Below are 26699 nucleotides of genomic sequence, written 5' to 3' on the forward strand. Positions count from 1 at the left end.
GAGGTGTCTTTTCTTTTGTAAGAATTCGATGTACAATATATGTAAGCGTTTACAAAAGGGGGAGTATTTTTATGGGTAACTCAAAATATTCTAAAGAAACATTGTATATTCATGAAGGATATAAAACTGGAGAGCATCAGGATAGCCTTTCTGTGCCACTTTATCAGACGTCAACATTCGCATTTGACACAGCAGAGCAGGGGGAAAGAAGATTTTCTGGGGAAGAGCCTGGAGGAGTATATTCTCGAATAGGTAACCCTACCGTACGGGTGTTAGAGGAACGGATAGTTGCGATGGAGTTGGGGGAGGGTGCCTTAGCATTTGGCTCGGGTATGGCTGCAGTGAGCACTATTTTAGTTCACCTGACAAAATCTGGTGACCATATTCTATGTACAAGAGGAATTTATGGTTGTACATTCGGATTGCTTAAAATAATGAAGGAAAAATACAATATTACGCACGATTTAAAAGCTTTGGTAAGCGAAGAAGAAGTAGAAAATGCGATTCAACCAAATACAGCGTGTATTTATATAGAAACCCCGATTAATCCAACGATGGAAATTGTAGACATTGAATTGATTACAAAAGTAGCGAAGAAACATGGAATTCCAGTAGTTGTAGACAATACATTCTCTTCTCCATACTTACAAAATCCATTAGAGCTTGGTGCAGATTTCGTGCTTCACAGTGCGACCAAATATATTAATGGACATGGTGATGTTATCGCAGGAATTCTTGTAGGAAAAGACAAAGAGAAGATGGAAACCATACGCGGTACTGTTCAAAAAGACTTTGGAGGTATTATCTCACCATTTGATGCATGGCTTTTAATAAGAGGTTTGAAGACGTTGCATGTTCGGATGGATCGACATTCGAAAAATGCGAGTGAAGTTTTCGACTTTTTAAAGTCGCATCCCTTCGTTGAAAATATCTATTATCCCTTTGATGTAGATAACCAACAGTACCATGTGGCGAAGAAACAGATGAAGGCTGGTGGAGGACTTATTTCGTTCACAATAAAGGGTGGAATGAAACAGGCGCAAAAGCTAATGAATGAACTTAAATTGATAAAAATTGCGGTTAGTTTAGGAGACGCGGAAACACTAATCCAGCATCCCTATACAATGACGCATTCCATTGTTCCGGAAAAAGAGCGTTTAGAAATGGGTATTACAGGTGGATTATTAAGGCTTTCTGTTGGGTTGGAGAACTCTAGGGATATACTAGAAGATTTGAAGCAAGCATTAGACAAGATGTAAAGTGGAAGAGAAGTCTTCTTCCACTTTTTAATTTATTATAAGGAGTGATTATACATCCGGTACCGTAGACTAAATAGCGATTTACAAATGGGACTTAGGAGGAAATATTATTGAAAATAGATTACCTTATATTTAATTCATTACCCGATGCAGCTATATTAGATTGCATTGTAGAGTTACATAAAGATATTTTTGGCACTTCCGATGATTTAATTAACAACATAGCAACTAAACCTCGGTTATTATGTATTACTGCCACGAGTGGTGCAAAAGTTATTGGATATAAGATTGGTTATGCTTTAGACAATGATAAATTTTATAGTTGGTTAGGCGGGGTGGATACTAATTTTCGAAAATTTGGTGTAGGGTCAACGTTAATGGAGAAGCAACATCAATATTTAAAAGAACAAGGCTATAGTGTCGTACAAACAAAAACAATGAATAAGTGGCGAAGTATGTTAGTTTTGAATATAAAAAATGGCTTTGATGTCATTGGTACATATACGGATAAAAAAGGATTACATAAAATTATTCTTGAAAAAGATTTATAAAATTTGCATACGTAATATTATTTCAGTTGCTTCTGTTTTTATTGTTCTATTTTTAGTTACTTGGCTTGAACTATTTAGGTTATTCGAATAATTACTTGGCTTAAAAATATTACTTAACAAAGAGATGCAATGATCTAAAATTATTAGATGATCTTTTCAAGGAGGAGGTTATGATGAAAAAGTTTGTTTTTATATTTGGACCACAAGCAGTTGGGAAAATGACTGTCGGACATGAATTAGCAAAGGTAACTGGTCTAAAATTATTTCATAATCATATGACTATTGATTTATTAGAGCCGCTATTTGGATATAGTCCGGAAATGTGGAGATTAACACATCTATTTCGACAGGAAATATTTAATTCATTTTCAAAAAGTGATAATTATGGAATGATTTTTACTAAGGTATGGTATTTTGATAAAAAAGAAGACTGGCATGAAATAGAAAATATTTGTCAAACTGTCGTTTCTCAGGGGGCAGACATTTATTTTATAGAATTAGAAGCTAAAGTTGAGGAAAGGTTAAAACGAAATAAGACACCACATAGACTTGAACATAAACCGACTAAAAGAAACATTAAACAATCTGAACAACATTTACTTGATACACTAGTAAGTAGTAGGTTAAATTCTTATGAGAATGAAATTGAAAAAGAAAATTATTTAAGAATAGATAATACATACTTGAGTGCCGAAGTAGTCGCCAAAATAATAATAAAAGAGTTTCAATTATAGTTTTAAGTTCAATAAACTATTTTAAAGGAGAGAACATTTTGAAGAAAGTAGCACTATTAGTAATTGATGTTCAAAATGGAATGTTTCCAGAAGGTGAGGAAGTATTCAAGGGGGAAAGGCTCCTTCGAAATATAAATGAACTGTTAACTCGAGCAAGGGCTATTGAAATACCGGTTGTTTACGTGCAGCATAATGAGCCCATAGGGAAACAATTAGAGTATGGTACAAATCCATGGAAAATTCATTCTTCCATTGCACCACAAAATCAAGATATTATCATTCAAAAAACAACCCCAGATTCATTTTTTAATACCACTTTACACGATGAACTGAAAAAACAAGAAATTGAACATTTAATCATTGCTGGTATTCAAACAGAACTATGTGTTGACACCACATGTAGAAGAGCATTTAGTCTGGGATATAAAGTAACTTTAGTTTCAGATGGGCATAGTACGTGGGATTCCGGGGAACTAACCGCAGAGCAGATTATTAACCACCACAATAGTCTCTTACGCTGGTTTGCTGATATTTATCCAAGTAAAGACATTAAGTTCCATTAGTAATGTTAGAAATCAAAGTAAGGAGTTTTTTTATGGAGATTTCATTGATAAGACATGGGAAATCACAATTGATTGAAAGCGATAGAATAACTTTTGCTGAGTTTAAGAAGTGGGTTGAAAAATATGACTTTAACGGGGTGTTTGAAGAATCTACATACCCTTTAGAGACCATAGAAAAAGTAGCAGCTGCAAAGGTTGTTGTTACAAGTGATTTAAACAGATCTGTTGTGTCAGCAAGGTTATTAAATCCTAAAACTAAAACAATTTCCGACCCTATATTTAGAGAAACAGAATTACCTATCCATACAACAATCGTATTTAGAGTAAAATTAAAGCCAAATACCTGGGCAGTAATTTTAAGACTAATATGGTTAAGTGGCTACTCTAACAAAAGCGAATCTTTGAGTGATGCGAAATTGAGGGCAAAAAAGGCTGCACAACAACTAATTGTTTATGCCAATGAACATAAATCAATAGCTTTAGTTGGTCATGGTTTTTTTAATATATTAATCGCCAAGGAATTAAAGAGATTGGGTTGGAAAGGTAAAAGAAAAGCTGGTGCAAAACATTGGAATTGTACCACATATTCCTCTTGAACTTAACAGGTAAACAAATGATGTGATAGTTCAAGTAGAAAAAAGGAAAAGGACCCAACTGAGTAGGGTCCTTTTGAAAATTGAATATTATAGATTTTTTAAATATGCTTCACTAATACTTCAATAAATTGCTCTAAACCTTCCGCATCCTGCTCAGAGAAACGTTCTTTGATGGGACTATCGATATCCAAAACCCCTACGAGCTCACCATCTTTTACAATTGGAACAACTATTTCAGATTGGGATGCTGCATCACATGCAATATGCCCAGGAAAAGCATGTACATCAGGAACAATAACAGTTTGTTGTTTTGAAGCAGCTGCTCCGCAGACACCTTTACTTAAGGGAATTCTTACACATGCAGGTAGTCCCTGGAACGGTCCTAGTACTAGCTCACCATCCTCCATTAAATAAAACCCTACCCAGTTAATTTGATCAAAAAATTGATTTAATAATGCGGATGCATTACTAAAATTGGCAATTGCATTTGCCTCCCCAGTTAAAAGAGCGTCTAGTTGTTTGGATAGCATATTGTAATTAGCTGTTAAATCTTCTGAGTATGCTGATTTTGTGAACATATTTATTGTCTCCATTCTATAGTAAAGTACTTATTTCATTGTAAGACTGATGTAGATCTTTTGCCTGATGTGCGTCTGAACCAAATACAAGTGGAATCTCGAGTTCCTTCGCTAGCTTTATATAAGAAGGCGGAGGATAACTTTCTAAACAATAAGGCTTAGCTAATCCCGCACTATTTACGTCAAGCTCTAGTTGCTGATGTTTGATTTCGTTCAAAATAGCTACTATATCTTCATGGTCATGCACTTCCTCGGTAAAGGCATGCTGGAATTTATGCACTAACGTTATATGACCAATTCTTTTTGGTTTAAAATTACCAAGATTACTCGTTATTGAATCTGTCAGTGTTTTATAATACAATTTATAAACAGACATTGGGTTTCCAAGTCGATCGACGAATTCTAAAAACGTAGTTTTAGAAAAGTCGATGCAAGTATAATCATTTTCGTACTTTAAGAAATGAACAGATAAAATAGAGTCATCTAAGTATTTTCCATATGTATTTAAGAACGAAGTAGTTATTTGTTCAAATCCAGTGATAAAATCTACTTCTAAGCCTGTAGAAATAACAATATCTTTGTTATATTCTTTTTTCAACTTTTCTAACTCGGAAATATAAGATTCCAATTGGTCTATGCTCATTCCACTGTCCTTATCAGGTGTTGGGTCTATAAAACCTATAGGTAAGGGTGCGTGCTCCGTAAAGGTAATTGCCTGAAACCCACGTTTAATCGCTTTTTCAATATACATATGAAAAGAATCATTCGTCCCATGTGGGCAATAGGGTGTGTGGATATGACCATCTTTTTTCAAAAAAATCAGCCTCCTCATTATTAAAATATAATTTTTAAAAAGAATTAATTGTTTTTCTCTTGTTTTATGAAACAATAACATAAAAAGCATGGTAAGATATAGAGTAGCTTTGGAAATAGAACTTTTTGAATTTGGAACAGGGGGCTTACGATGAAGTATATCATCCCAGCAGTCATTATACTTTTAGTAATTGCGATTTTTGCATTTATCATACGACGAAAACATAACGCTGAAATAGAGAGATTAGAGCATGAGAAACATCAAATTCAAAACAAACCAATTTTAGAAGAAATGACAAAAGTGAAACAGCTTAATATGAATGGTCAAACCGAGGAAATGTTTGAAAGATGGAGAAATACATGGACAGAGGTAATGGATGTACATATGCCAAAAATCGATGTCCTTTTATTTGACGCGGAAGAAAGTGTTGACCGATTTATATTCCCAAAAGCAACGAAAATTGAAAAGGAAATTCAAATTTTAATTTCTCTTTGTGACAAGAAAATGTCAGGAATTTTAACAGAACTTGAGGAACTAATCGGTAGCGAAGAAAAAAATCGTATCGAGATGGAGCAACTAAAGGAACAGCATCGTGCAGCAAGAAAAACACTTCTTGCCCATCAGCATTCCTTTGGAGAAGCAGTGAAGGCGTTGGAGCAAAAGTTAGAATCCTTCATTCCACAGTTTGAGGAATTTGATCGATTAACAGATTCAGGAAATTATTTGAGTGCTCGTGAATTGGTAATCACTGTTCAGGATGATGGCCAAAAGTTTTTCCCTAAATTGCATGATATCCCTACAGTGCTATCCGAAATTCAACATAAAATCCCAGCTATAATTCATGAATTGCGAAATGGGCAAAAAGAAATGGAAGAGAGCTCATATTATTTACAGCATCTCGAGATGAATCAAAAATTAGATTCCATAGAAGCAGAGCTCGTGGAACTAAAACAAGCAATCATTGATCTAAACGTTGGTAAAACAATTATTAGAGTGGAAGAGTTAAAAGATGAGTTAGACACTTTCTATGATTTATTGGAAAAAGAAGTGCTTGCTAAAAAATATGTGGACCAATATAAAGAACAAACTGGTACACGTTTACGTGAAGTGACATCTGTGACTCGTGCTGTCAGTGAAGAAGCTTCATATGTACAACAGAGTTATCGTCTTCCTGAAAAAGAAGCGGAAATTCCACAAAGCTGCCTAAAAGAGCTGGAAGAATTAGAGAAAAAATTTGAATTGCTTTCTAGCAGAGTTGAGGAAGAACAATCTGCATACTCAAGTCTGCAGGATGATTTGAATGAAATAGCTGAAGAAATAGATCGGCTTTACGAAGAACAGGATCGATTTGCAAATCGCCTGAAAAACCTTCGCATCGATGAAAATAGTGCACGGGAAAAATTAGATGAGCTGAAAGATATGTTACATGAAACAGATCGTATGTTACAAAAAGCCAATATTCCTGGAATTCCGGAGGATATGGATGTTCGTTTAGAAGAAGCCGAGGAGCATATTTATGTGGCTATGCAAAGCCTCCAGGAAGTACCTTTAAATATGTCACTAGTAGATAATTATTTAGAAAAAGCCGAGGCATGTATGGAGGAAGTACATAAGAGAGCGAAAGAAATGCTTGAGAATGTGTTACTCACAGAAAAAATTATTCAGTACGGCAATCGCTACCGTGCAAGTCACCCACAAGTTCATGCACGTCTAATAGAAGCCGAGGAAGCATTTAGACAATTGCGTTATGCGAAGGCATTAGAGGATGCAGCGACAGCAGTGGAAGAGGTAGAGCCGGGAGCTTTAAAGAAAATTGATTCATTAGTGAAAGAAGACGCTTGGCGTACATAAACTTATTTGTATACAAACGTAAACCACCTCACTTTAGTGACGGTGGTTTTTTTCCGAAAAGGAGCGATAAGGAAAATGATTTATTTTGATAATAGTGCGACGACAAAAGTACACCCAGAGGTGCTTAATACTTTTGTAACCGTCAATGAAAAATTTTGGGCAAATCCAGCTTCCATTCATACGTTTGGACATCAGACAAATGAATTGTTACAATCTGCTAGAGAGCAAATTGCAAATATCCTGAAAACCTCAAGTGATAAAGTATATTTTACATCAGGTGGAACAGAGTCCAACAACTTAGCAATCTTTGGTCTAGCCTTAAAATATAAGCATCGAGGGAAGCATGTATTAATTTCCGAAATTGAGCATCCTTCAATTATAGAAGCCGCTAAAAAATTAATGGATCAAGGATTTGAAGTAGAGTGGATTCCTGTAGACACGGAAGGAATCATTTTGTTAGATTCTGTGAAAAAACTTCTTCGCGATGATACTGTATTAGTCAGTGTTATGCATGTAAATAACGAAACAGGTGCAATACAACCAATAGAAGATCTTTCTAAAATTGTAAGAGAACAAAGCAGAGCGCTTCTTCATATTGATGCTGTTCAAAGTTTTGGGAAAATACGAGTTGATTTTCAGCAACTTGAAGTTGATGCTATTACGATCTCTTCTCATAAAATACATGGGTTAAAAGGCTCCGGTATACTTGCATTAAAAAATTTTATCGAAATAGAACCGATATTATACGGCGGGGGGCAGGAATCAGGTATTCGCAGTGGTACAACCTCTGTACCTTTGGCTGTTTCAACAGCGAAAGCAATGAGACTTGCAATGGAAGATTTAGATGGGAAATTCGTAAATTTACAAAGCCTTTCAGATGATTTAGTAGATTATTTGCAGTCTTTTCCAAATGTAAAAATTGTGTCTTCGGCTAAGAAAGCTCCTCATATAATTTCATTTTCGGTGCGAAAAATTAAAGGAGAAGTGCTGATTAATGCATTGCAGCAACAAGGAATAATCGTTTCCACTAGTAGTGCCTGCTCCTCAAAGCAAACGAAAACAAGTCATGTGCTAAAGGCTATGCATATTTCAGATGATTATATAAAAGGCGTATTGCGAGTAAGCTTTAGTACCACTAACACCCAACAAGAGCTAGAGCAATTTAAAAAAGTATTCAAGCGTGTTATGAATGTTATTAAAGGAGATTAAAAAAGTATGAAATGGGAAAAAATATTAGTACGTTATGGGGAATTATCCACTAAAGGAAGAAATAGAAAGCAATTTATATCGCATTTACGTAATAATATTAGGTTTTCTTTTGTAGATTTGCCTAATATTAAAATTCAGGCTGAAAGAGATCGTATGTTTTTAACGTCATCGGATGATTCGGAAATAGATGCGTTAATAGAAAGACTTCCTAAAATATTCGGTATCCAATCTTTCAGCCCTGTAGCATCCTGTTCAAAGGATTTAGAAGATATTCAAGCAACTGCACTTCAAATTATGGACAGCTTAGATAACCATGAGAAAACGTTTCGTGTTACTGTAAAACGTTCTGATAAATTTTTCCCATTGGACACATATGAGCTACAAAGCTTGGTAGCGAGTAATGTATTAAGAAAATACTCAACACTGAAAGTTCAAATGAAAAAACCAGAAATTGACCTACGAATTGAAGTATTAAATGATGCTGTATATATGATGGCGCAAGTAATTCCTGGAGCAGGAGGAATGCCTCTAGGTTCAAATGGTCGTTCTTTATTAATGTTATCTGGTGGAATTGACAGCCCGGTTGCTGGATATATGCTTTTGAAGCGAGGAGTTCGTCTAGATGCGATTCATTTTCATAGTCCTCCATTTACAAGTGAACGTTCAAAGGAGAAAGTAATGGATCTTGCTAATCAGTTAAGCCATTTTGGAGCGACGGTAAGATTACATGTTATACCTTTCACAGATATACAACAAAGTATACAGGCTCAAATTCCTGAAAATGTATCAATGACTACTACTAGACGGTTAATGATGAAAATTGCTGATCTTGTTCGTGAGGAAATAGGAGCTTTAGGAATTGTGACTGGCGAAAGCTTAGGCCAAGTAGCAAGTCAAACGTTAGAAAGTTTAACAGCGATTAATGCGGTAACATCAACTCCAATTTTTAGACCGCTAATCTCTATGGATAAGTTAGATATTATAGATATTGCCCGGGAAATCGGCACGTATGAAACGTCTATCTTGCCTTATGAAGACTGCTGTACAATCTTTACACCATCTTGTCCGAAAACAAAACCAAAGCTAGAGAAAGTCGAGTACTACGAAAGCTTTAAAGATTTTGATGAATTAATAACAGAAGCTGTACAAAATAGAGAGGTTCTGTCATTTCCAATGAAAAAGTCAAATGACTTCTTAAATCTTCTTTAATAAATAGAAATAATTACCTTTTCTTCTCTGTGTATGAATTAGATGAAAATGAACATTCTAATTTCACAAGGAGGTGAGGAACATGCCAAACAACAACAGCTCAAACCAACTTCTAGTACCTGGTGTAAGACAAGCTCTAGATCAAATGAAATATGAAATTGCACAAGAGTTTGGAGTACAACTTGGTGGAGAAGCATCATCGCGTGCCAACGGATCCGTAGGCGGAGAAATTACTAAGCGATTGGTTGCTCAAGCCCAACAACAAATGAACGGATATCAAAAATAAGTAAAGACGAAAAACTGGTAGCTCTCGCTGCCGGTTTTTCTTATTTAAATGTGGGTGGCATATGCTGCCGGTTTCTTTTTTTAAAAGATAATGCACCAAGACATGTATGTTTTTTAAAAATTGATGAAATATGTAATATACTAATATAATGTCTGAAAGTTTGAATTTTATTTTACTAAAAGAGATGATTTTCCTTTATAATTAGAAAGTAAAAGGAGGAAGTCAAATGAACAAACAAGATTTAATTGCTCCAGAACATTATAACCTCGTAACGGAATTTGAAAAATATGCTGCTGATAAAGATAAATTAGCATTGATATGGGAGTCCGAAGATGGTGAGCAGAAGAAAAGTACATATAAAAGTTTAATTGAACAGGCAAATAAGATTGCTAATCTTTTCACTAATAAAGGTCTCCAAAAAGGAGACGTAGTATTAATAATGGTGCCTCGTTTAATCGAAGCGTATGAAATATATATAGCGGCATTAAAGGCTGGCCTAGTTGTTATACCAAGTTCTGAAATGCTACGTGCAAAAGATATTGAATATCGATTGTCACATAGTGATGCAAAAGCAATTATCGCATATGAACCATTTCTTGATCAATTTGAAGAAGTTTCTAACATAGATGAACAACTATTATTCGTTATCGGCAACCAGAAAGGAAACTGGATATCGTTGACAGAGGAAATAAAATCGGAGTCGGAGGAATTTCAGACAGTTGATACAATAAAGGATGACATGGCATTTCTATCCTATACTAGTGGAACGACTGGAAATCCTAAAGGAGTAGTCCATACACATGGTTGGGCTTTCGCACATTTACGTACTTCTGGGCCAAACTGGCTGGCAATTCAAGAGGGAGATATTGTATGGGCAACAGCAAGTCCTGGCTGGCAAAAATGGATATGGAGTCCTTTCTTAGCTACACTGGGTAGTGGAGCTACTGGCTATGTATATAACGGGAAGTTTGATCCAAAAACTTACTTAACAAATATTCAAGAGAAAAAAGTGAACGTTTTATGTTGTACACCAACCGAGTACCGAATTATGGCAAAAGTTGATACGTTAAGTGATTATAATTTATCCTCTCTTCATAGTGCTGTTTCAGCTGGAGAACCGTTAAACAGAGAAGTAATTGAAAAATTTGAAGAAATATTTGGTTTAGAAGTACGAGATGGCTACGGTCAAACAGAAAATACGTTACTTGTTGGAACAATGAAGGGAATGGAAGCAAGACCTGGATCAATGGGGAAACCTACGCCAGGAAATACAGTGGACATTATCAATGACCTAGGGCAAATTTGTGCTCCTGGAGAAGTAGGAGATATAGCTGTCCATGTAGAAACACCAGCGTTATTTAAAGAATACTTAAAGGATCCTGAAAGAACTTCCATGCAATTTAGAGGGAGCTATTATATTACAGGGGATCGAGCGAAAAAAGATGAGGATGGCTATTTCTGGTTTGAAGGTCGTGGAGACGATATAATTATTAGCTCAGGCTACACAATTGGACCATTTGAAGTAGAAGATGCATTGACGAAACATCCAGCAGTGCAAGAATGCGCTGTAGTTGGAGCACCACATCCGGAAAGAGGGAGCATTGTTAAAGCATTTATTGTATTACGTGATGCATCTATTGTAGGTTCTGAGGATTTAATAAAAGAATTACAAAATCATGTAAAGCAAGTGACAGCACCTTATAAATATCCAAGGGAAATCGAATTTATCTCCGAATTACCTAAAACGACATCAGGGAAAATTAGAAGAATTGATTTACGATTAAAAGAGAATAGTAAAAAGTAAGTTTTTACGGTAAAGCTACATGAGAAAACACGGAGGGAAATTTATCCTCCGTGTTTTCTTGTTTACTTTAGTGATTTAAAGCAATATAATTATTTAATATTTCGAGTATCAAAATAAAGAGGTGTCATTAGTGGGAAATGAAGAAAAACAAGGAATTATATTTGTAATTATTGCTTATGTTCTATGGGGATTCATGCCAATATACTGGAAGCTATTGGAGCATGTTTCAAGTGATGAAATACTTGCAGGAAGGGTAATTTGGTCTTTTATATTTACACTGATGCTTGTAATTGTAGGAAGGAATTTGAAACAGCTGAAAATAGATTTAAAAGATTTATGGGCAAACAAGAAATCTTTTTGGGGACTTTTCGTAGCTTCCTATCTAGTAACAGGAAATTGGTTCACATACATATTTGCAGTTAATGCAGGTTATATCGTTCAGACAAGCCTAGGATATTATATAAATCCCTTAATATCCATAATGCTTGGAATCTTATTTTTGAAAGAAAGATTGTCAAAGGCTCAACAACTCTCGGTTCTATTAGCTGCTGTTGGAGTCATTATATTAACTGTTTCTTATGGTGGATTTCCTTGGATCGCATTTACGCTTGCCATTACATTTGCATTGTATGGATTGATCAAGAAAAGTATTAAAATTGATGCAGTTAGGGGATTAACAATAGAAACCTTTTTTGTATTACCTGTTGCACTCTTCTATTTTGTCTATTTATTGTTTACAGACAAAGCAGTATTTTTTTCTTCCAATGCGATAACCGCAATCCTACTCATCTTCACTGGTGTTGCAACTGCTGTTCCTTTAATATTATTTGCTAAGGGAACGAAAACGATGCCGCTATATATGTCAGGTTTTTTTCAGTACATTGCACCTACTTTAATGTTGCTAGTCGGTGTCTTATTATATGATGAGGCATTTAGCAAGATAGAGTTCTTATCTTTTTCATGTATTTGGATTGCTTTAATATTGTTTACAGTTTCTAAAGTTATGGAAGTAAGAAAAGCACATGCACTGGATAGATGAAATAAGGCAAGGATATAAGGGTTTTTCCATTTAAAAACGTGAAATCGGTCAATTGATTTCACGTTTTTTCATTATTTTAGGAAAGTGGAGTCAAGAGATGATTGGATAACATTAGGCTCGAGCCATGCCTACGGAAAGCGTCCGCCGTAACGAAAAAACAATTAGTGTAGAAGACTAGAAAATATTGTCCAAGACTCATTTTGATTTATAAAAATGTTCTTTTTACTTTATCCCAATAGCTATTGTTTTTTAATTTAACGGTTTTTATGATTTTATCACTTAGGCAAATGGTTACATTTTCTACATGTTGAATACTAAGTGCTTCATTATCCGTGCTCATCGAAGGATAATCATTCCAATCCTTATGTAGGCGAAGTTCTAGTGTTCTTTGACCACTTAATATAAAGGAAGATCCTAAAGTTCTAAAGTCATTACTATTAACGGAAGCAATTTCAGCAACTTGAATACAAGGCAAGAGTGGGTCGACAACCGCCCCATTTAATGACTTGTTATAACCTGAGCTACCCGTCGGAGTTGAAATTACCATACCGTCTCCTCGAAAGGACTCGAAATGCTTGTGGTCAATAATTATATCTAATACAAATGCTTTTATAATGTTAGAGCGTATTGTAAATTCATTTAAACAAAGGAATTTGGGATTGTTATTTACCGAAACTTCTAGCAAAGGGTATTTGCGAACCTGAATGTTCTTGGAAAGAACTGCTTCCGCCATCGCTTCTATATCATCCGCTAAAAAATCACAGTACATACTCAGGGAATCGGTAGTAGAAATACCCGCATACAAACAATCCTGTCTAAATCCAGTTTTGCGTACTGCTTGTAAAAAAGAACCATCTGAACCGATACTGACAATAATAGAAGCAAATTCAGGGTCCTCTACAACCATAAAACCATGATTATTTATTGCTTCAGCGATTCTGTCTTTTCTTTGCAAAGATTTTGTGTCATTCTTAGTGTATAAATATATTGCGTTTTTGGAGGTCATAAACATTCTCCTTTTCTATTGTATATATTTATTTTACCATTTCGTGAAACATTTAGATATTCTTTACGTATTAAAGAGAAGTATTAAAGGAGGAATTGTACATATGAATATGAAACGCTGGTTTGCTATTTTAGGAGCGTCTTTATTATTGCTCATCTCAATTTTCGTCAATACGATCTCTACTGCATTTACAACAGATTGGACATCGTATTTAGATGATTTTGCGAACGCTTCTAGCTCAGAGTTTTTTGAAACCGTAATTGAAGAGGGAAGTATGAATGACCGCATTGCTTTACTTACAGTGGATGGTGTCATCCAAGATACGGGAAGTGCAAGTTCATTGTTTGCAGCGGAAGGTTATAACCACCAGTTTTTCCTACAGCAATTAGAGCAAGCAAAGATTGATGACACTGTAAAAGCAATTGTATTACAAGTAAATTCACCTGGTGGCGGGGTTGTCGAATCGGCACAAATTTATAAAGAAATCATTGAACTTCAAGAAGAGACTGAAAAGCCAATATATGTCTCTATGGGAAGTATGGCTGCTTCAGGTGGTTACTACATTTCCGCACCAGCCGATAAAATATTCGTCAATAAAGAGACGATTACAGGATCCATTGGTGTCATCATGCAAAGTATTAACTATGGTAAGTTAGCAGAAAAATATGGCGTGGAATTTGTAACCATCAAATCTGGGCCGTATAAAGACATCATGAGTCCGACTAGAGAAATGACAGAGCCAGAACGAGCGATGCTTCAAGAAATGTTAAACGACTCGTATGAAGATTTCGTGGATATTATTGAAAAAGGTAGAAATATGACAGAAGCGGATGTTAAAAAAGTTGCAGACGGTAGAATTTTAAATGGTCGTCAAGCAATTGAAGCTGGATTAGCAGACGATTATGGGTTTTTGGAAGATGTAGTTCAAGCGATAAAAACGGATAATAAATTAGAGAATGCAGAAGTATTTGAATATGGTTACTCTCAAAGCTTGGTTTCGCTGTTTGCGGTGAAAGCACAATCTTTCTTAGGTTTAGATCTCGAATCGAAACTTATTGCACAGTTAATTACGGAAAATAGCTCACCAAGAATGATGTACCTATATGGGAATGAATAAGGAGGGTTTATGATGAGTGAATTTGTACAATCAGAAGAACAGCATGTGCAAGCGAACACCTCTGCAACCCAGCAAGTTATTGTTCATCGAACTCCACAATATGGTCAGAAGACTGCTGGCTTCTGGATTCGTTTTTGGGCATACACTGTAGATATTCTCATTTTGGCTTCTATTGGAATGTTATTGATCAAACCTATATTTCGCTTGTTTTCGTTGGAGTTAAATAATCCTGCCTGGTACGCACCTTTTACTATAATCACAGCAGTTATCTTCTATGCGTATTTTGTGTTGATGACAAAGTTCTGTAACCAGACAGTGGGAAAAATGATATTTGGAATTCGTGTAATATCAAAAGATGGTGAAAAACTTAAATGGGGTAATGTCATTTTTAGAGAGTGGGTTGGTCGGTTAATATGTATAATTCCGCTGAATATTCCATATATTGTCGTAGCTTTCACTCCGAAGAAGCAAGGTGTACATGACTTTATCGCTGATACATTAGTCGTTCATGAAGCAGTGTATGACTTAAGTGAGAAAGTAACATATGAAAGTTCAGCTGCAAAAGAGTTGCAAGAGCCGAACGTATTCTAGTAAGATGAAGATATTGAAAAAGGAGGCTACATATTATGGCACAAATAACATTTAAAAATAATCCTGTAACATTAGTTGGTAAAGAAGTGGTAGTTGGAGAAAAGGCACCTGACTTTTCAGTGCTAGCAAATGATTTATCACCTGTGACTCTACAAGATTCAGCTGGTAAAATTCGTTTAATCAGTGTAGTTCCTTCTCTTGATACTGGAGTTTGTTCTACACAAACAAACAAATTTAACTCTGAGGCTGCTAGTTTAGGTGAAGATGTAGCAATTTTAACTGTTTCAATGGATTTACCTTTCGCACAAAAACGTTGGTGTGGAGCTAATGCTGCTGATGCAATCCAAACTTTATCTGACCACCGTGATGCATCCTTCGGAGAAGCATACGGAGTACTTATGCAAGAATTACGCTTGTTAGCACGTTCTGTATTTGTAGTAGATAAAAACGATGTGGTAACTTATGCTGAATACGTTGGAGAAGGTACAGATCATCCAAACTATGAAAAAGCATTAGAAGCGGTAAAAGCACTAACAAACTAAGAAAAGAATGGACGAATTGCAATAATGGCGCACTTAGCCTTTATTTTCTATTCTGAAGCGATTCGAAGGGCTAGACGTAGGAGCTAGACAAATACTGAGTAAAAAGTATATAACGTTTTTAACTAAAATAAAATCAAGCCCACTCTGCAGCTTTAGAGTGGGTTTTACTATGAGGGATAATATGCATACACATGTTGAACAAATTTTCACGTATATTGATCAGGAGAGCAGTTTTATCGAGAATGAAGCTTCGGGTACTTATTTAGAAGGTGTTGTATATGCACTTGAACTTTGGTTATCTGATAAAAAGAGACCTTCTGTAAACGATGCAGCTAAAGAAGAAATTCGTAAAGCCATTCAATTAGCTATTTTAAAAGGCATGAAGAAATCCGCGCAGGTAAATCATCAAATGACTCCTGACGCAATTGGACTATTAGTAAGTTATTTTGTGAATGAAATGACTAAAAGTAAAAAAGAACTATCGATTCTAGACCCTGCACTTGGAACGGGAAATTTATTGTATACGATTATGAATGCTTTGCCGAGCGAAAATTACGCTTTTGGTGTTGAAATTGATGATTTATTGATTCAATTGGCAGCTCAGACTGGTGAATTATTGACCCATGATATTCAACTTTTTAGACAGGATGCATTAAAACCATTACTTATAGACCCAGTGGACATCGTAGTGAGTGATTTACCGGTTGGATATTATCCAGATGCAGAGACAGCACAAGAATACTTCTTGCATAGCACGGAAGAAATGTCCTATGCCCATCATTTGTTTATAGAGCAATCTATGAAGCATGTAAAACAAGGTGGCTATCTATTCTTCTTAGTACCAGATACTATTTTTGAATCGAAACAGGCAGCGAAGCTTCATGAATTTATCAAAGAAAATGGTTGGATTCAAGCGGTTATCCAATTTCCAAACTCTATTTTCAAAACAAAGGGACAAGAAAAAAGCCTTTTAATATTACAAAAGAAAAGCAGTGATTTAAAAGCACCGAGAGAGGTTCTATTAGCAAAGGTTCCAAATATGATGAACAAAGAAGCAATGGAGTTATTTTTAAAAAAGGTCGAAATTTGGCAAGAAGAGAACAGTAAGTAAGTTGCTAGCTCCTACTATGAACGGTACAATTAAAGTACTAGTTCAAAGAAGGAGCGTTTTTTATGTCCATAATATTAGCGATAAATGCAGGAAGCTCTTCATTAAAATTCCAAGTATTTGAAATGGTAGACGAACAGGTGATTGCTAAGGGGATAATCGAAAGAATTGGTCTAGGCAACCCTACTTTTACAATGACGACAAATGAGGAACGTATTAATATTATTGAACAGGTAGACAATCACGAACAAGCTGTAAAACTTTTGATAAATATGCTAATAGAAAAGAATGTGATCCGTTCATTAGACGATATAAACGGAATAGGACATCGCGTAGTTCATGGTGGGGAGATTTATAGTGATTCTGTTTTAATAACAAATGAAGTATTGGATACTTTAGAACAATTATCAGAATTAGCACCACTTCATAATCCTGCGAATATTACAGGTATTAAAGTATTTAAAAAGGAGCTTCCGAATGTCCCAGCAGTAGCTGTTTTTGATACCGCTTTTCACCAAACAATGCCTGAAAGTTCTTATCTATACTCTATTCCGTACAATTACTACGAAAAGTTTGGCATACGAAAATATGGTTTTCATGGGACATCACATAAGTATGTATCCGAGCGGGCTGCTGTACTATTAAATAGACCATTGGAAACAACTCGCTTTATTTCCTGTCATCTGGGCAATGGTGCTAGTATTGCTGCTATTCATCACGGTAAGTCGATTGACACTTCAATGGGTTTTACACCTCTAGCAGGTGTGACAATGGGTACTAGATCAGGTAATATTGACCCTGCATTAATCCCTTACTTAATGGAGAAAACAGGTAAAAATGCCGAAGAAGTATTAGATATTTTAAATAAGAAATCGGGAATGCTAGGTGTTTCTGGATTTTCTAGTGATTTAAGAGATATTGTTGGAGAAGCTGCCAAAGGTAATGAACGAGGACAGCTGGCACTAGATGTATTTGCTAATCGAATACATAAATATATTGGCTCCTATGCCGCGCGGATGAATGGAGTAGATGCTATTATTTTCACAGCGGGAATCGGAGAGAACAGTGAAGTCATACGTGAAAAAGTATTAAAAGGGCTTCAGTTTATGGGCGTGTATATGGATCCGGACCTAAACAAAATAAATGGAAAAGAAACTTTTATCAATTATCCTCATTCACCAGTAAAAGTGATTGTTATTCCGACAAACGAAGAGATTATGATTGCAAGAGATACGGTGAGAATTGCGAAGCTTTAAGAGGATGAATGATTTCTCTTTTATGAAAATCCTTTTCAGTTATGATTATTCTTCATTGTGCAATCATTACCGATATTTGATATGTACAACTTTCTGAGGGTTATGATTACAACTCTAGGAGGATGTATTATGAAAAAAAGAAGGACTTCACAAGCAAGTAAAGGTTTAACATGGTCAGAAGGTCGGGAAATGATTATCCGTATTAAAACTTTGGAAGGCAGAGCCACTCGTACAATAGAAAGTTACATCAAACTATTTAATGATTTTGAACGCTGTTTTGGGGTTCGAAAGTATATGACGAATGTTACTCAAGATGACGCAAGAAAGTTTATTGAGTGGCAATTGAATGAGAAAACCAAATTTTTAAAAGCAAGATTTAGAAGAGATAAAAAGAAAGGTGTATCAATTGTTTCTGCAAATTCCTATTTACGGAATGCGAAATCTGCTTTTCGTAACTTGAAAAACTATAACTTAATTAACAGGAAATGACAGAGGGGTTGTAAAAAATGGGTGAATTAATAAATGTTCGAAAGTTTCAAGATGATATTGCAACAGAAAATGCTATTAAGAACCAAGTACATAAAAAGCTAGAAATGTATGAGGGAGATTTCAAACGATTTGAACTGTATTGCATACAGACACACAGATCCATTTCATTTGATGCCTTAGAAAAGTATCTGTACCATACAATTGCTAACGAAGGTCTATAAACTATCTACTTTCAATCGCAGAGCAGCTGGAGTTAAGTATTGTCTAATTAATCAACATAACTTAGTTGAAACAAATGAACAGGTACAACGTATTGCTAAGCTCAGGAGTATGTACAATAATGAGGAATACTTACGTAAAAAGAATATGGTAGGTAAATCAGCAGAGGATAAAGACGAAGTAATGAACCTCATTAACAAACTGGATACCAGAGCAAAAGCTATTTCCATTGTAAATCTTATAACTGCTAATCGACCATCAGAAATGCTACTACTTAAAATAAGCGACTTTGATTTGGATAATAAATCAGTAACCGTAATGATGAAGAAGCAAAAAGAAATGAAAATAAAGCGTTTAACTCTGGAAGCAGTCCATTTAGTGAAGGCGAGTATCCGAGAATACGATTTGAAAGAAAATGACTTGTTTGTTGGGAAAGTAGACAAGTGGGATAACTATTCAAGCGTAGCAATTAGTGATTCCGCATACAGAAAAACCATTCATAAGTGGTTAGGTTTTGCACCTTACACGCTACGCAAGACACAAATTACGGCTATGCACGAAGCAGGAGCAGATATTGCAACAATTGCTAAACAAAGTGGTCATAAGTCGCTTGAAACAATTACTAAGCATTACCTTGAAGTGAATGATACAACAGTCGATAAATATTTATAAAATTAGATTGGAGCAGATGGCTATAAATTTAGCTACTGTTCCATTTTTTAGTGGTAAATGTATAGTACATACAGTGTTTATCGTAATCTACAAAGATTATAAGATTGATCGTCAATTGGGGTCATTTTTTATATTTTCATTAATTGGATACAGCTTAAGTTATAATTAATTTATAAGAATATTATCTTGTACTAATTTGATATTGATTTGATAGCTATAAATCATTTTTAGAACTAATGTATCTTTTATGGAGTGTTTGCATGAAACAAAGTTTGTTTGATTGGTGTAATAATGAAAAAAGGCATTTGCTTGAAGAGTGGCATAAAACAAAGAATGGTAGATTAACACCAAGAGATATTGCGCCTATGTCCAATAAAAAAGTTTGGTGGCAATGTGTAAAAGGGCATGAATGGGAGTCAATTTGCAAATAGAAGTAAAGGAACAGGTTGTCCTATTTGTTACGAGAAGGGACGAAAAAAAATAATAACGTTTCAAAACCTTAACAACTAGTGCAAGACATTCAATTATTATTAAATTGAATGTATCTGGATGACAAAAAAACTGCTAATATTCACATTAGCAGTTTTGAATTACTTGACAGTGATTGGTCTACCTTTCCTTGTTCTTTTCATTGTGCCTATATTTTTCTTCTTTTCATTATTTTCTTCGTATAAAACCTCTACGGAATCGATTTCTTCATTCTTTGTATTAGGAGGAATTGTTGCCTCATTTACAGGTTCATTGGACTTATGTACGTCAGAATCGGAATCGCTTGGAACACGAATTGTAACTACAACTAAAGGTGATAATTCAGGGATAGCATCGCTAAAGTTGATTTCCCCGATATCCTTTATAGTAATTTGAGAATCATGTAGCATTTGTTTAACATATTCAGGTAACTCATTTACTGTTTTCGGTTCAATTTTCGGTTTAGGCAGTTCTTTTCCGCCAAGATCTTTGCCATCAGGGGAAGGAGGGGAAGGAATTTTAAGACCATCCCCACCTCCTCCATCACCCAAGTCGTTATATTCTCCAATGATATTATCTACACTTAAATCTCCACAAAAAAGTCTTGAGACTGTAAAGCTTTTGTCGAATACTTCTTCGAACTTCTTTTCTGAATTAGAAGTAGGATACAGATAGTCTGCATAACAATACGTCCATCCAAGAAGTTCGTAATCTGTTGGAAAACAGCCATCATCACTTGTAGGAATAACAGTTGAATAAGTTTCTTGTTCAAGGTAGTTATAGAAACAATAAACTGGAATATATTCTTTTTCCCATGCACGATAGATTATATTTTGACACTGGTTAGAACCATCTGTGTATAGATGGTGGAGATTATATTTATTTTTTTGATCCTTTATTTTAAGTTTTTTAGCTTGAACAAGTAATTTCGTCCATTCGTTACCATCAATAATAAACCATTCCCAATCAGCACCATTTTTTCTTTCCTCTGTTTTATTAAAAGGTTCTGTTGCGATATGAAAGTTCCTAGATACTAGAGTTCGTGGCATTCTACGTGCAAGTTCCATTAATGTAGTTTCCGTAATTGTTTCTTCGCCAAAGATAAAACCTCTTTCAGCTGATTCACCATAATCTCTCCAAATATCTCTAGAAGCTTGTTTAAAAGTTCTACAAATCAGTTCTTTATGATTATCTTTCCGCAAAATTATTCTCCTCTGTAAATAAATTTCTTTATAATATATACCACATAAAAGATTTTCTTTGTTATAAAATTTTACATTGTGTTAATAATAAATGCTTCACAATTTTTCAACATAAGATAATAAATTCTATTACTCTGTGATTATTTGTTCTATGATTAGGTTTAATCACTATGACTTGAAGATATTATAAAAGTTTACAGGGTGTGGCTTATGCTGCATCTTTTTTTATTTGTTTCGGTGTAGATGTAAAGAAATAATAAGTAGAGCAACTGCTCCAACTAATGAAAATCACAATGAAAAATTGCTCACATTTCAATTAGTATATTGATTACGAATAGGTATTTAATGATTGCAAATCATTTGTTAAAGCGTTCTACTACTTAAACAAACAATTAACTTTAAGTTGGGCTAGGGACTTTGTAGAGCAGGATATAAATGTGTGGGGGCGGTAGTTAAACATTGAAAGTGAAATTAGCGTTTCTAGTTAAGCTATAAGCTCTTCCACTTCCACAGAAGAAAAAAGTAATTCCTCTTTTATAATCTTTTATTATATGAATAATCAAACAATAAACATGTTATAATTGTTTTAAAAATATGCAAAAAAATGGAGGTGTCATAGTGAGTAGGTCATATGTTAATCAAAGTACATTATCTTCTAAATTGGGTTGGTCAGAAGCTACTGGTAGGAAATGGATAACTGAGTTTCAAGAGTTCTTACCTCCAAAAATTGTAGGGAAAAGTAAAATGTATGACGATAATGCCTATAAGGTTTTAGTTACAATAAAACAACTATCTGAAAAAAAGTTTACTAGAGGAAGAATATTAGAGATTTTTAAGGAAGAAGGTGTTCCTCAATCTGTCGATGAGATAGAAAAAATAATTAAAGAATATTCCGTATTAGACGAGGAAGGACAAGCTCTGGTTGATTCCATCCCGTCTTTAAAAGATCTTATTATTCCATTGTTAAATGTTATGAGTGATAAAAAACCCTTCATAGCATCTATGCTAAACAAAGGCGTTGCTGAGTATCTATCACTAACTGAAAATCAATTAAGCATATCTTATCCAGATAGCAAGGAAACTATTTTTACATCTAGAATGAGAGCGTCAAGATTTTCTTTGCAAAAGCAAGGTTATATTGAAGAGGTAAGCACACATACTTATCAAATTACAACTGAAGGAACAGAATTATTAAATAATAATAATGTTAATATACATGAAGAAATAGAAGAGTTAGAAAAGGTTATTGACCCAATAGAAGTAATTCAAGAAAATGTCGAAGAAATTGAAGAAGAAGTAGTAAATAGATTGGTGAATGAATTAAAAAAAGCTCACTGGAGAAGGTTAGAAACAATTGTAGTTGAATTGCTTACTGCAATGGGTTACGGTGACGGACAAGTGACACAGAGAATAAACGATGGTGGATTAGATGGAATTATTAAAGAAGATAAATTGGGTTTAGATAATATTTATGTTCAAGCAAAAAGGTGGGAAAACACTGTTGGTAGACCAGAAGTTATGAGTTTTTCAGGAGCATTAGATGCAAAAGCAGCTAGAAAAGGTATTTTTATAACAACATCTTCTTTTACAAAAGGTGCAGAAGAATATGTTGAGCGACTTGAATCTAAAAAAATTATATTAATTGGTGGAAGAAAACTAGCAAAATTAATGATTGAAAATGATATAGGAGTAAGTGTTAAGAAAAAAATAGTTATTAAAGAAATTGACTTTTCATATTTTGAAGGTGAGTAACACAATCTTATCATACGAGAGAGTAGAGAAATAGTATGTTAGTGGTGGGGGTGGATTTATCAACATATGAATGTATTAAAATGAGGGGTAGAACTAGTACTTTCACACACTTAAAGTCAATATTTCAGGTGCAGCCACATATCTTTGAACAGCTCTATTTTTATTCTAACCATTTCTTTTTAGGAGAATAGACAAACGTTGAACATGGAAAAAACGATTAGTAAATAAAAGAAAATAAGGATATATTAGTTTGTAAAAATCATACAATTAAGAGAGGAAGATTGTAATGTTCAAACGTTTGATAAATATATTTATTATTATTGCATTAATTTTTTCTTTTTCACTAGGAGATGCTCAACAGATTTTTGCATCAACTGATGTAACATCGCCAGTACTTGAGAGTATAGAAGTAACTCCAAAGGCGGTAACTGTTGGAGACGAAGTTGAGGTTAAAGTGAAATTAAATGATGTTAAATATAAAGTCAAGCAAATAATTGTTTCTTTTAATTCACCTTCAAGTAAAACTACAGTTAACATGATGGAAATTCGCTTAACATATGATAACGAACTGGATGAGTGGGTTGGAAATAAAATTATTAGTGACAACATGGAAAATGGAACATGGAAGTTTAATAATATAAGTATTATTGATGATTCTGGCATAATACAGAATATTACAGCCAATTTATTACCTAAAGGACTATCACTTGATTTTAATGTGGAAAATAATGAAGGTGACTGGACACCACCTAAAATCGAACATGTAGAAATCAGTCCTAAAGAAGTAGCGGTTGGTGAAATAATTACTATAAAAGCAAAAATAAGTGATGATAAATCTGGTGTCTCGGGAGTATCTGTACAATTCTATTCACCAAGTTATGATTTTACTCGTGATTTTAGAGAAGTATATTTCAATTATGATTCAAATCAAGATTTGTGGGTCGGTAATTATAAAGTAAGTAATGAGGATGAAAATGGAACTTGGAAATTTCATATGTTATCTACTACTGACAAAAACGGAAATGGGAGTTTTTTACACAATTCTTCCGTTATGAATGGTGAAATGGACTTTAATGTAATCTCAGAAAATATTATAGACGTAAATAATACTGCTTCCATTTTTGGCGTAGGTCCGTCAGGCAGCAGGGAGGAAATAAAATTATCATTTTTTATTGATCAAAGTATATTTGAATTAATAACATATGATACTGTTGGAAGCATAAGTTTAAAAAATGAAATAGGTCAATTTTTAACATTAAATTTAAAGTCAATAATTAAAGAAGGAAGAATGTTAAGTACTTCATTTACTATGCCTGGAGAAGTCGAAGAGGGAAATTGGGAAATTATTGATATTAGTTTGGAAAATATCAATAATCAATATTACTTTAATAATTTTCAAGGAGTAGAATCTGTAGAAAAATTCTATATTCCATCTCAAGAAGCTGATAGTTGGGTAAGAAACACTTTGGATAAAAAAATTGAATATGAACTTATTAATTTATCACCAAATAATTACTCTACTATTGGAGATTTTATTAAAAAGTTCAGATTAGCATTACCACCATTTGTTGAGAAAGTTACTTATGACGAGCTAATGAAATATGCCACTTTAAAAGAAGATCCTTATGGAGATGCAGTGTTTATATATGAATGGTGGAAGGAAGGAATTATATCGTCTTTAAAAACTCCTCCAGTACCAATTTTTGTCTATAATCATTACTCAGAAGGTATATCATTTAAATTACAAAGTAAAATCGATTGGTATGTAGCAGATGTATTACATTATGTACCAAACCTTAATAAAGAGGATAGTAAAATTACTGCAATAATTGAAAGTCCAGATGGAAAGGAATATGAAATAAGTAATTTTAAATATGATCCTAAATTCTCTGTCTATGACCCTAAATTTTATATCTATGATATAGGATATAAAGTGGGAGGTTGGAGGGGAACGTTTGAATTGCCTGCTTTACCATTGAATGGTAATTGGAAAATTGATCGCTTAATAGTTGATAATGAAGGTGAAGATTCTAAAACTTACATTAATGGAATCGACTTTTATGGGGCAAGTATTAAATTAATTGATGCTTTTGAGCCGACATCAGATAGTCCAATTCCAATACCAACAAAACCAGAAGAACAATTGCCACCTACATCACCGCCAGTAAATGTGTTCAGAGATGTTTCGAATAATTATGGTTTTATTAAAGAAATTTTGTATCTTTTGGATAAAGGTATTATTACTGGATATAAGGATTATACGTTTAGACCAAATGAAGTCGTAACGAGAGGGTCTGCAGCAATTATGATTGGTCGTGCATTAGGTCTAGAAAAAGTTGTAAGTGAAACTGCATTCACAGACGTTAACCAAAGTACAGTAGCGGCTGGCTATATCGCTGCAGCAGTTAACAAAGGGATTATTAAAGGTTTTGATGATAATACGTATCGTCCTGATGAAATAGTTACTCGTGGTCAAATGGCAATATTGATTAATCGTGCATTTGATATTTCTTCAGCTTCACCTAATACATTTAAGGATATGAACTCAAGTATGGCATCATTTGATGCTGTATCAAGAATTTCTTCATTAGGAATTGCGAGTGGTTATATAGATAATACTTATCGTCCGAATGAATTACTAAATAGAGGACAATTCTCTGCATTTTTAGCAAGAGCTGTAAATCCTTCTTTTATTAAAAAATGAAAAATAAAAGTTAATTATTATTAGTGATTTCTCTTTAGTAAAGGATAATTAATTAAGAGGGGAGCAATAAAGCTACTCTCTTTTTTATGCCACAACATAAAAGAATGATTTTATATGGATACTAGATGGCTTAGAATAGTTATAAAAAGTAGTTTGAATAGAAAATAAAGTAAGTTAAATGAGGAATTATGATGTTAAATGAATTTTTAAAGGAAAATAAGAAAATCTTAAATATTTGTATATTAATAATTATTTTCATAGTAGTCCTAGTTCCTATTATTATAAATTTACTTATGATGTTTTCTACCCCTCTTACGGTGGGAGATGAGTCTATTTGGATTAGCTCATTGAGTACCTATTTGGGTGCATTAATAGGTGGGATTATTTCGGGTACAATAACTTTAATTGGGGTAATTTATACAATAAAAAGCACTTTTCAAAGTTTAGATAAAGATAAGGAAATTGAATATCAAAAAATGAGATTGAGTTCTCTTTATCAACCTTGTCATGCATTAACAACGAAGTTTGCTTTTCATAAGGGTGCTCATGATTTCACTGATTTGGCTGAAGAACAAAAACTTGAATATCTATATTTATTACAAGAAAATCAAATATACGCCACGCCCTCTTTACGAACTTTGATTTTGGAGCTAGGTTGGAGCTATAAGAGTTGGTTAACTACTAGAGGGGAGATAGATATTGCTGATATGAATGAAAAGTATAAAAAAACAGACGATCTGATATTTGAAGAAATGAATGCAATTTTAAAAGAATTAACCAAAGAGGAAAAGTTTTATAACTTAGAATAAAACTAGTATACGAATAACCGAATATTTTAAGTATTCTGTTTGTAAAACGATAAACAAATGGGGCAATTGTTTATTTTAACTGCTCCCCAGAATCATACAATAGAACAATTGCAATATAATTTCTTGCTTCGTTGTAATAGAAGAAAGGCAATTATCTAACCAAATTAGTTAAAGGTTAGTCTCTCTTAGAAAACGTAGGTTCCAAAATACTTCGGTGGTATTACATAAGAAGAGCTTGTTCAATTAATTTATTGATAAATGGGAGAGAGTC

At 34.1% G+C, this 26699-nt stretch carries 27 protein-coding genes; 23 read left to right on the top strand and 4 right to left on the bottom strand.

Annotated elements, in window-relative coordinates:
- Positions 1-71: 71 nt before the first annotated feature.
- From megL to BLR36_RS03655, 5 genes are all read left to right on the top strand, one after another.
- The gene (gene megL / locus BLR36_RS03635) at positions 72-1259 is read left to right on the top strand and encodes a methionine gamma-lyase (protein WP_093060371.1); all 1188 of its coding nucleotides are present in this window, start codon (positions 72-74) and stop codon (positions 1257-1259) included.
- 110 nt (positions 1260-1369) lie between these two features.
- Complete coding sequence (locus tag BLR36_RS03640) at positions 1370-1810, top strand: GNAT family N-acetyltransferase (protein WP_371326693.1); 441 nt, start codon at positions 1370-1372, stop codon at positions 1808-1810.
- Between the two features lie 173 nt (positions 1811-1983).
- Complete coding sequence (locus tag BLR36_RS03645; protein WP_093060372.1) at positions 1984-2544, top strand: AAA family ATPase; 561 nt, start codon at positions 1984-1986, stop codon at positions 2542-2544.
- 38 nt (positions 2545-2582) lie between these two features.
- Positions 2583-3107, top strand: a complete 525-nt coding sequence (locus BLR36_RS03650) for a cysteine hydrolase family protein (protein WP_093060373.1) — start codon at positions 2583-2585, stop codon at positions 3105-3107.
- A 32-nt stretch (positions 3108-3139) separates the two neighbouring features.
- Positions 3140-3703 carry a histidine phosphatase family protein gene (locus BLR36_RS03655; RefSeq protein ID WP_093060374.1) on the top strand — a complete coding sequence of 188 codons (564 nt, stop codon included), beginning with the start codon at positions 3140-3142 and terminating at the stop codon, positions 3701-3703.
- A 98-nt stretch (positions 3704-3801) separates the two neighbouring features.
- Here the strand turns inward: BLR36_RS03655 and BLR36_RS03660 are convergent, their stop codons facing one another.
- Positions 3802-4281, bottom strand: coding sequence for a GAF domain-containing protein (locus BLR36_RS03660; RefSeq protein ID WP_093060375.1), 480 nt, complete (start codon positions 4279-4281; stop codon positions 3802-3804).
- A gap of 16 nt (positions 4282-4297) precedes the next feature.
- A complete protein-coding gene (hisJ, locus tag BLR36_RS03665) occupies positions 4298-5095 on the bottom strand; it encodes a histidinol-phosphatase HisJ (protein ID WP_093060376.1) in 798 nt (265 codons plus the stop codon).
- A 150-nt stretch (positions 5096-5245) separates the two neighbouring features.
- Here hisJ and ezrA point away from each other — a divergent pair, with 150 nt between their 5' ends.
- The 6 genes from ezrA to rarD all read left to right on the top strand — a co-directional run bounded on the left by ezrA (position 5246) and on the right by rarD (position 12493).
- Positions 5246-6946, top strand: coding sequence for a septation ring formation regulator EzrA (gene ezrA / locus BLR36_RS03670; RefSeq protein WP_093060377.1), 1701 nt, complete (start codon positions 5246-5248; stop codon positions 6944-6946).
- 75 nt (positions 6947-7021) lie between these two features.
- A complete protein-coding gene (locus BLR36_RS03675) occupies positions 7022-8155 on the top strand; it encodes a cysteine desulfurase family protein (RefSeq protein ID WP_093060378.1) in 1134 nt (377 codons plus the stop codon).
- Between the two features lie 6 nt (positions 8156-8161).
- Positions 8162-9364: a tRNA uracil 4-sulfurtransferase ThiI gene (thiI, locus tag BLR36_RS03680; protein ID WP_093060379.1), complete on the top strand. Its 1203-nt coding sequence runs from the start codon at positions 8162-8164 to the stop codon at positions 9362-9364.
- Positions 9365-9446: 82 nt separating this feature from the next.
- Positions 9447-9650, top strand: coding sequence for an alpha/beta-type small acid-soluble spore protein (locus BLR36_RS03685; RefSeq protein ID WP_093060380.1), 204 nt, complete (start codon positions 9447-9449; stop codon positions 9648-9650).
- A gap of 226 nt (positions 9651-9876) precedes the next feature.
- The gene (mbcS, locus tag BLR36_RS03690; RefSeq protein WP_093060381.1) at positions 9877-11454 is read left to right on the top strand and encodes an acyl-CoA synthetase MbcS; all 1578 of its coding nucleotides are present in this window, start codon (positions 9877-9879) and stop codon (positions 11452-11454) included.
- Positions 11455-11584: 130 nt separating this feature from the next.
- Positions 11585-12493, top strand: a complete 909-nt coding sequence (gene rarD / locus BLR36_RS03695; protein ID WP_093060382.1) for an EamA family transporter RarD — start codon at positions 11585-11587, stop codon at positions 12491-12493.
- Positions 12494-12698: 205 nt separating this feature from the next.
- Here rarD and BLR36_RS03700 read toward each other — a convergent pair whose 3' ends face one another.
- On the bottom strand, positions 12699-13499 hold the full coding sequence (locus BLR36_RS03700; RefSeq protein WP_093060383.1) for an NAD kinase: 801 nt from the start codon (positions 13497-13499) through the stop codon (positions 12699-12701).
- A 103-nt stretch (positions 13500-13602) separates the two neighbouring features.
- Here BLR36_RS03700 and sppA point away from each other — a divergent pair, with 103 nt between their 5' ends.
- The 9 genes from sppA (at position 13603) to BLR36_RS03745 (ending at position 19924) form a co-directional block, all read left to right on the top strand.
- The gene (gene sppA / locus BLR36_RS03705) at positions 13603-14616 is read left to right on the top strand and encodes a signal peptide peptidase SppA (RefSeq protein ID WP_093060384.1); all 1014 of its coding nucleotides are present in this window, start codon (positions 13603-13605) and stop codon (positions 14614-14616) included.
- A gap of 12 nt (positions 14617-14628) precedes the next feature.
- Entirely contained in the window at positions 14629-15207 is a 579-nt protein-coding gene (locus tag BLR36_RS03710) for an RDD family protein (protein WP_254771321.1), read from the top strand.
- 35 nt (positions 15208-15242) lie between these two features.
- Positions 15243-15749 (top strand): thiol peroxidase, encoded by a 507-nt coding sequence (gene tpx, locus BLR36_RS03715; protein ID WP_093060386.1) that lies wholly within the window; start codon positions 15243-15245, stop codon positions 15747-15749.
- A gap of 181 nt (positions 15750-15930) precedes the next feature.
- Positions 15931-16860 carry a class I SAM-dependent methyltransferase gene (locus tag BLR36_RS03720; RefSeq protein ID WP_093060387.1) on the top strand — a complete coding sequence of 310 codons (930 nt, stop codon included), beginning with the start codon at positions 15931-15933 and terminating at the stop codon, positions 16858-16860.
- Positions 16861-16922: 62 nt separating this feature from the next.
- Positions 16923-18113 (top strand): acetate/propionate family kinase, encoded by a 1191-nt coding sequence (locus BLR36_RS03725; RefSeq protein ID WP_093060388.1) that lies wholly within the window; start codon positions 16923-16925, stop codon positions 18111-18113.
- Positions 18114-18242: 129 nt separating this feature from the next.
- On the top strand, positions 18243-18602 hold the full coding sequence (locus tag BLR36_RS03730) for a hypothetical protein (protein ID WP_093060389.1): 360 nt from the start codon (positions 18243-18245) through the stop codon (positions 18600-18602).
- Positions 18603-18619: 17 nt separating this feature from the next.
- Positions 18620-18823 carry a hypothetical protein gene (locus BLR36_RS03735; RefSeq protein WP_093060390.1) on the top strand — a complete coding sequence of 68 codons (204 nt, stop codon included), beginning with the start codon at positions 18620-18622 and terminating at the stop codon, positions 18821-18823.
- Between the two features lie 109 nt (positions 18824-18932).
- The gene (locus BLR36_RS03740) at positions 18933-19493 is read left to right on the top strand and encodes a tyrosine-type recombinase/integrase (protein WP_093060391.1); all 561 of its coding nucleotides are present in this window, start codon (positions 18933-18935) and stop codon (positions 19491-19493) included.
- A gap of 260 nt (positions 19494-19753) precedes the next feature.
- Complete coding sequence (locus BLR36_RS03745; protein ID WP_217631733.1) at positions 19754-19924, top strand: zinc-ribbon domain-containing protein; 171 nt, start codon at positions 19754-19756, stop codon at positions 19922-19924.
- A gap of 159 nt (positions 19925-20083) precedes the next feature.
- Here the strand turns inward: BLR36_RS03745 and BLR36_RS03750 are convergent, their stop codons facing one another.
- The gene (locus tag BLR36_RS03750; protein WP_093060392.1) at positions 20084-21163 is read right to left on the bottom strand and encodes a DUF6615 family protein; all 1080 of its coding nucleotides are present in this window, start codon (positions 21161-21163) and stop codon (positions 20084-20086) included.
- Positions 21164-21781: 618 nt separating this feature from the next.
- On the opposite strand from BLR36_RS03750, the gene BLR36_RS03755 reads away from it, so the two are divergent.
- The 3 genes from BLR36_RS03755 (at position 21782) to BLR36_RS03765 (ending at position 26428) form a co-directional block, all read left to right on the top strand.
- Entirely contained in the window at positions 21782-22915 is a 1134-nt protein-coding gene (locus tag BLR36_RS03755; protein WP_254771322.1) for a restriction endonuclease, read from the top strand.
- A gap of 286 nt (positions 22916-23201) precedes the next feature.
- Positions 23202-25619 (top strand): S-layer homology domain-containing protein, encoded by a 2418-nt coding sequence (locus BLR36_RS03760; protein WP_093060394.1) that lies wholly within the window; start codon positions 23202-23204, stop codon positions 25617-25619.
- A gap of 191 nt (positions 25620-25810) precedes the next feature.
- Complete coding sequence (locus BLR36_RS03765) at positions 25811-26428, top strand: hypothetical protein (protein WP_093060395.1); 618 nt, start codon at positions 25811-25813, stop codon at positions 26426-26428.
- The last annotated feature ends 271 nt before the right edge of the window (positions 26429-26699 follow it).

It is taken from the genome of Psychrobacillus sp. OK028, from assembly GCF_900103605.1.
Classification (GTDB): Bacteria; Bacillota; Bacilli; order Bacillales_A; family Planococcaceae; genus Psychrobacillus.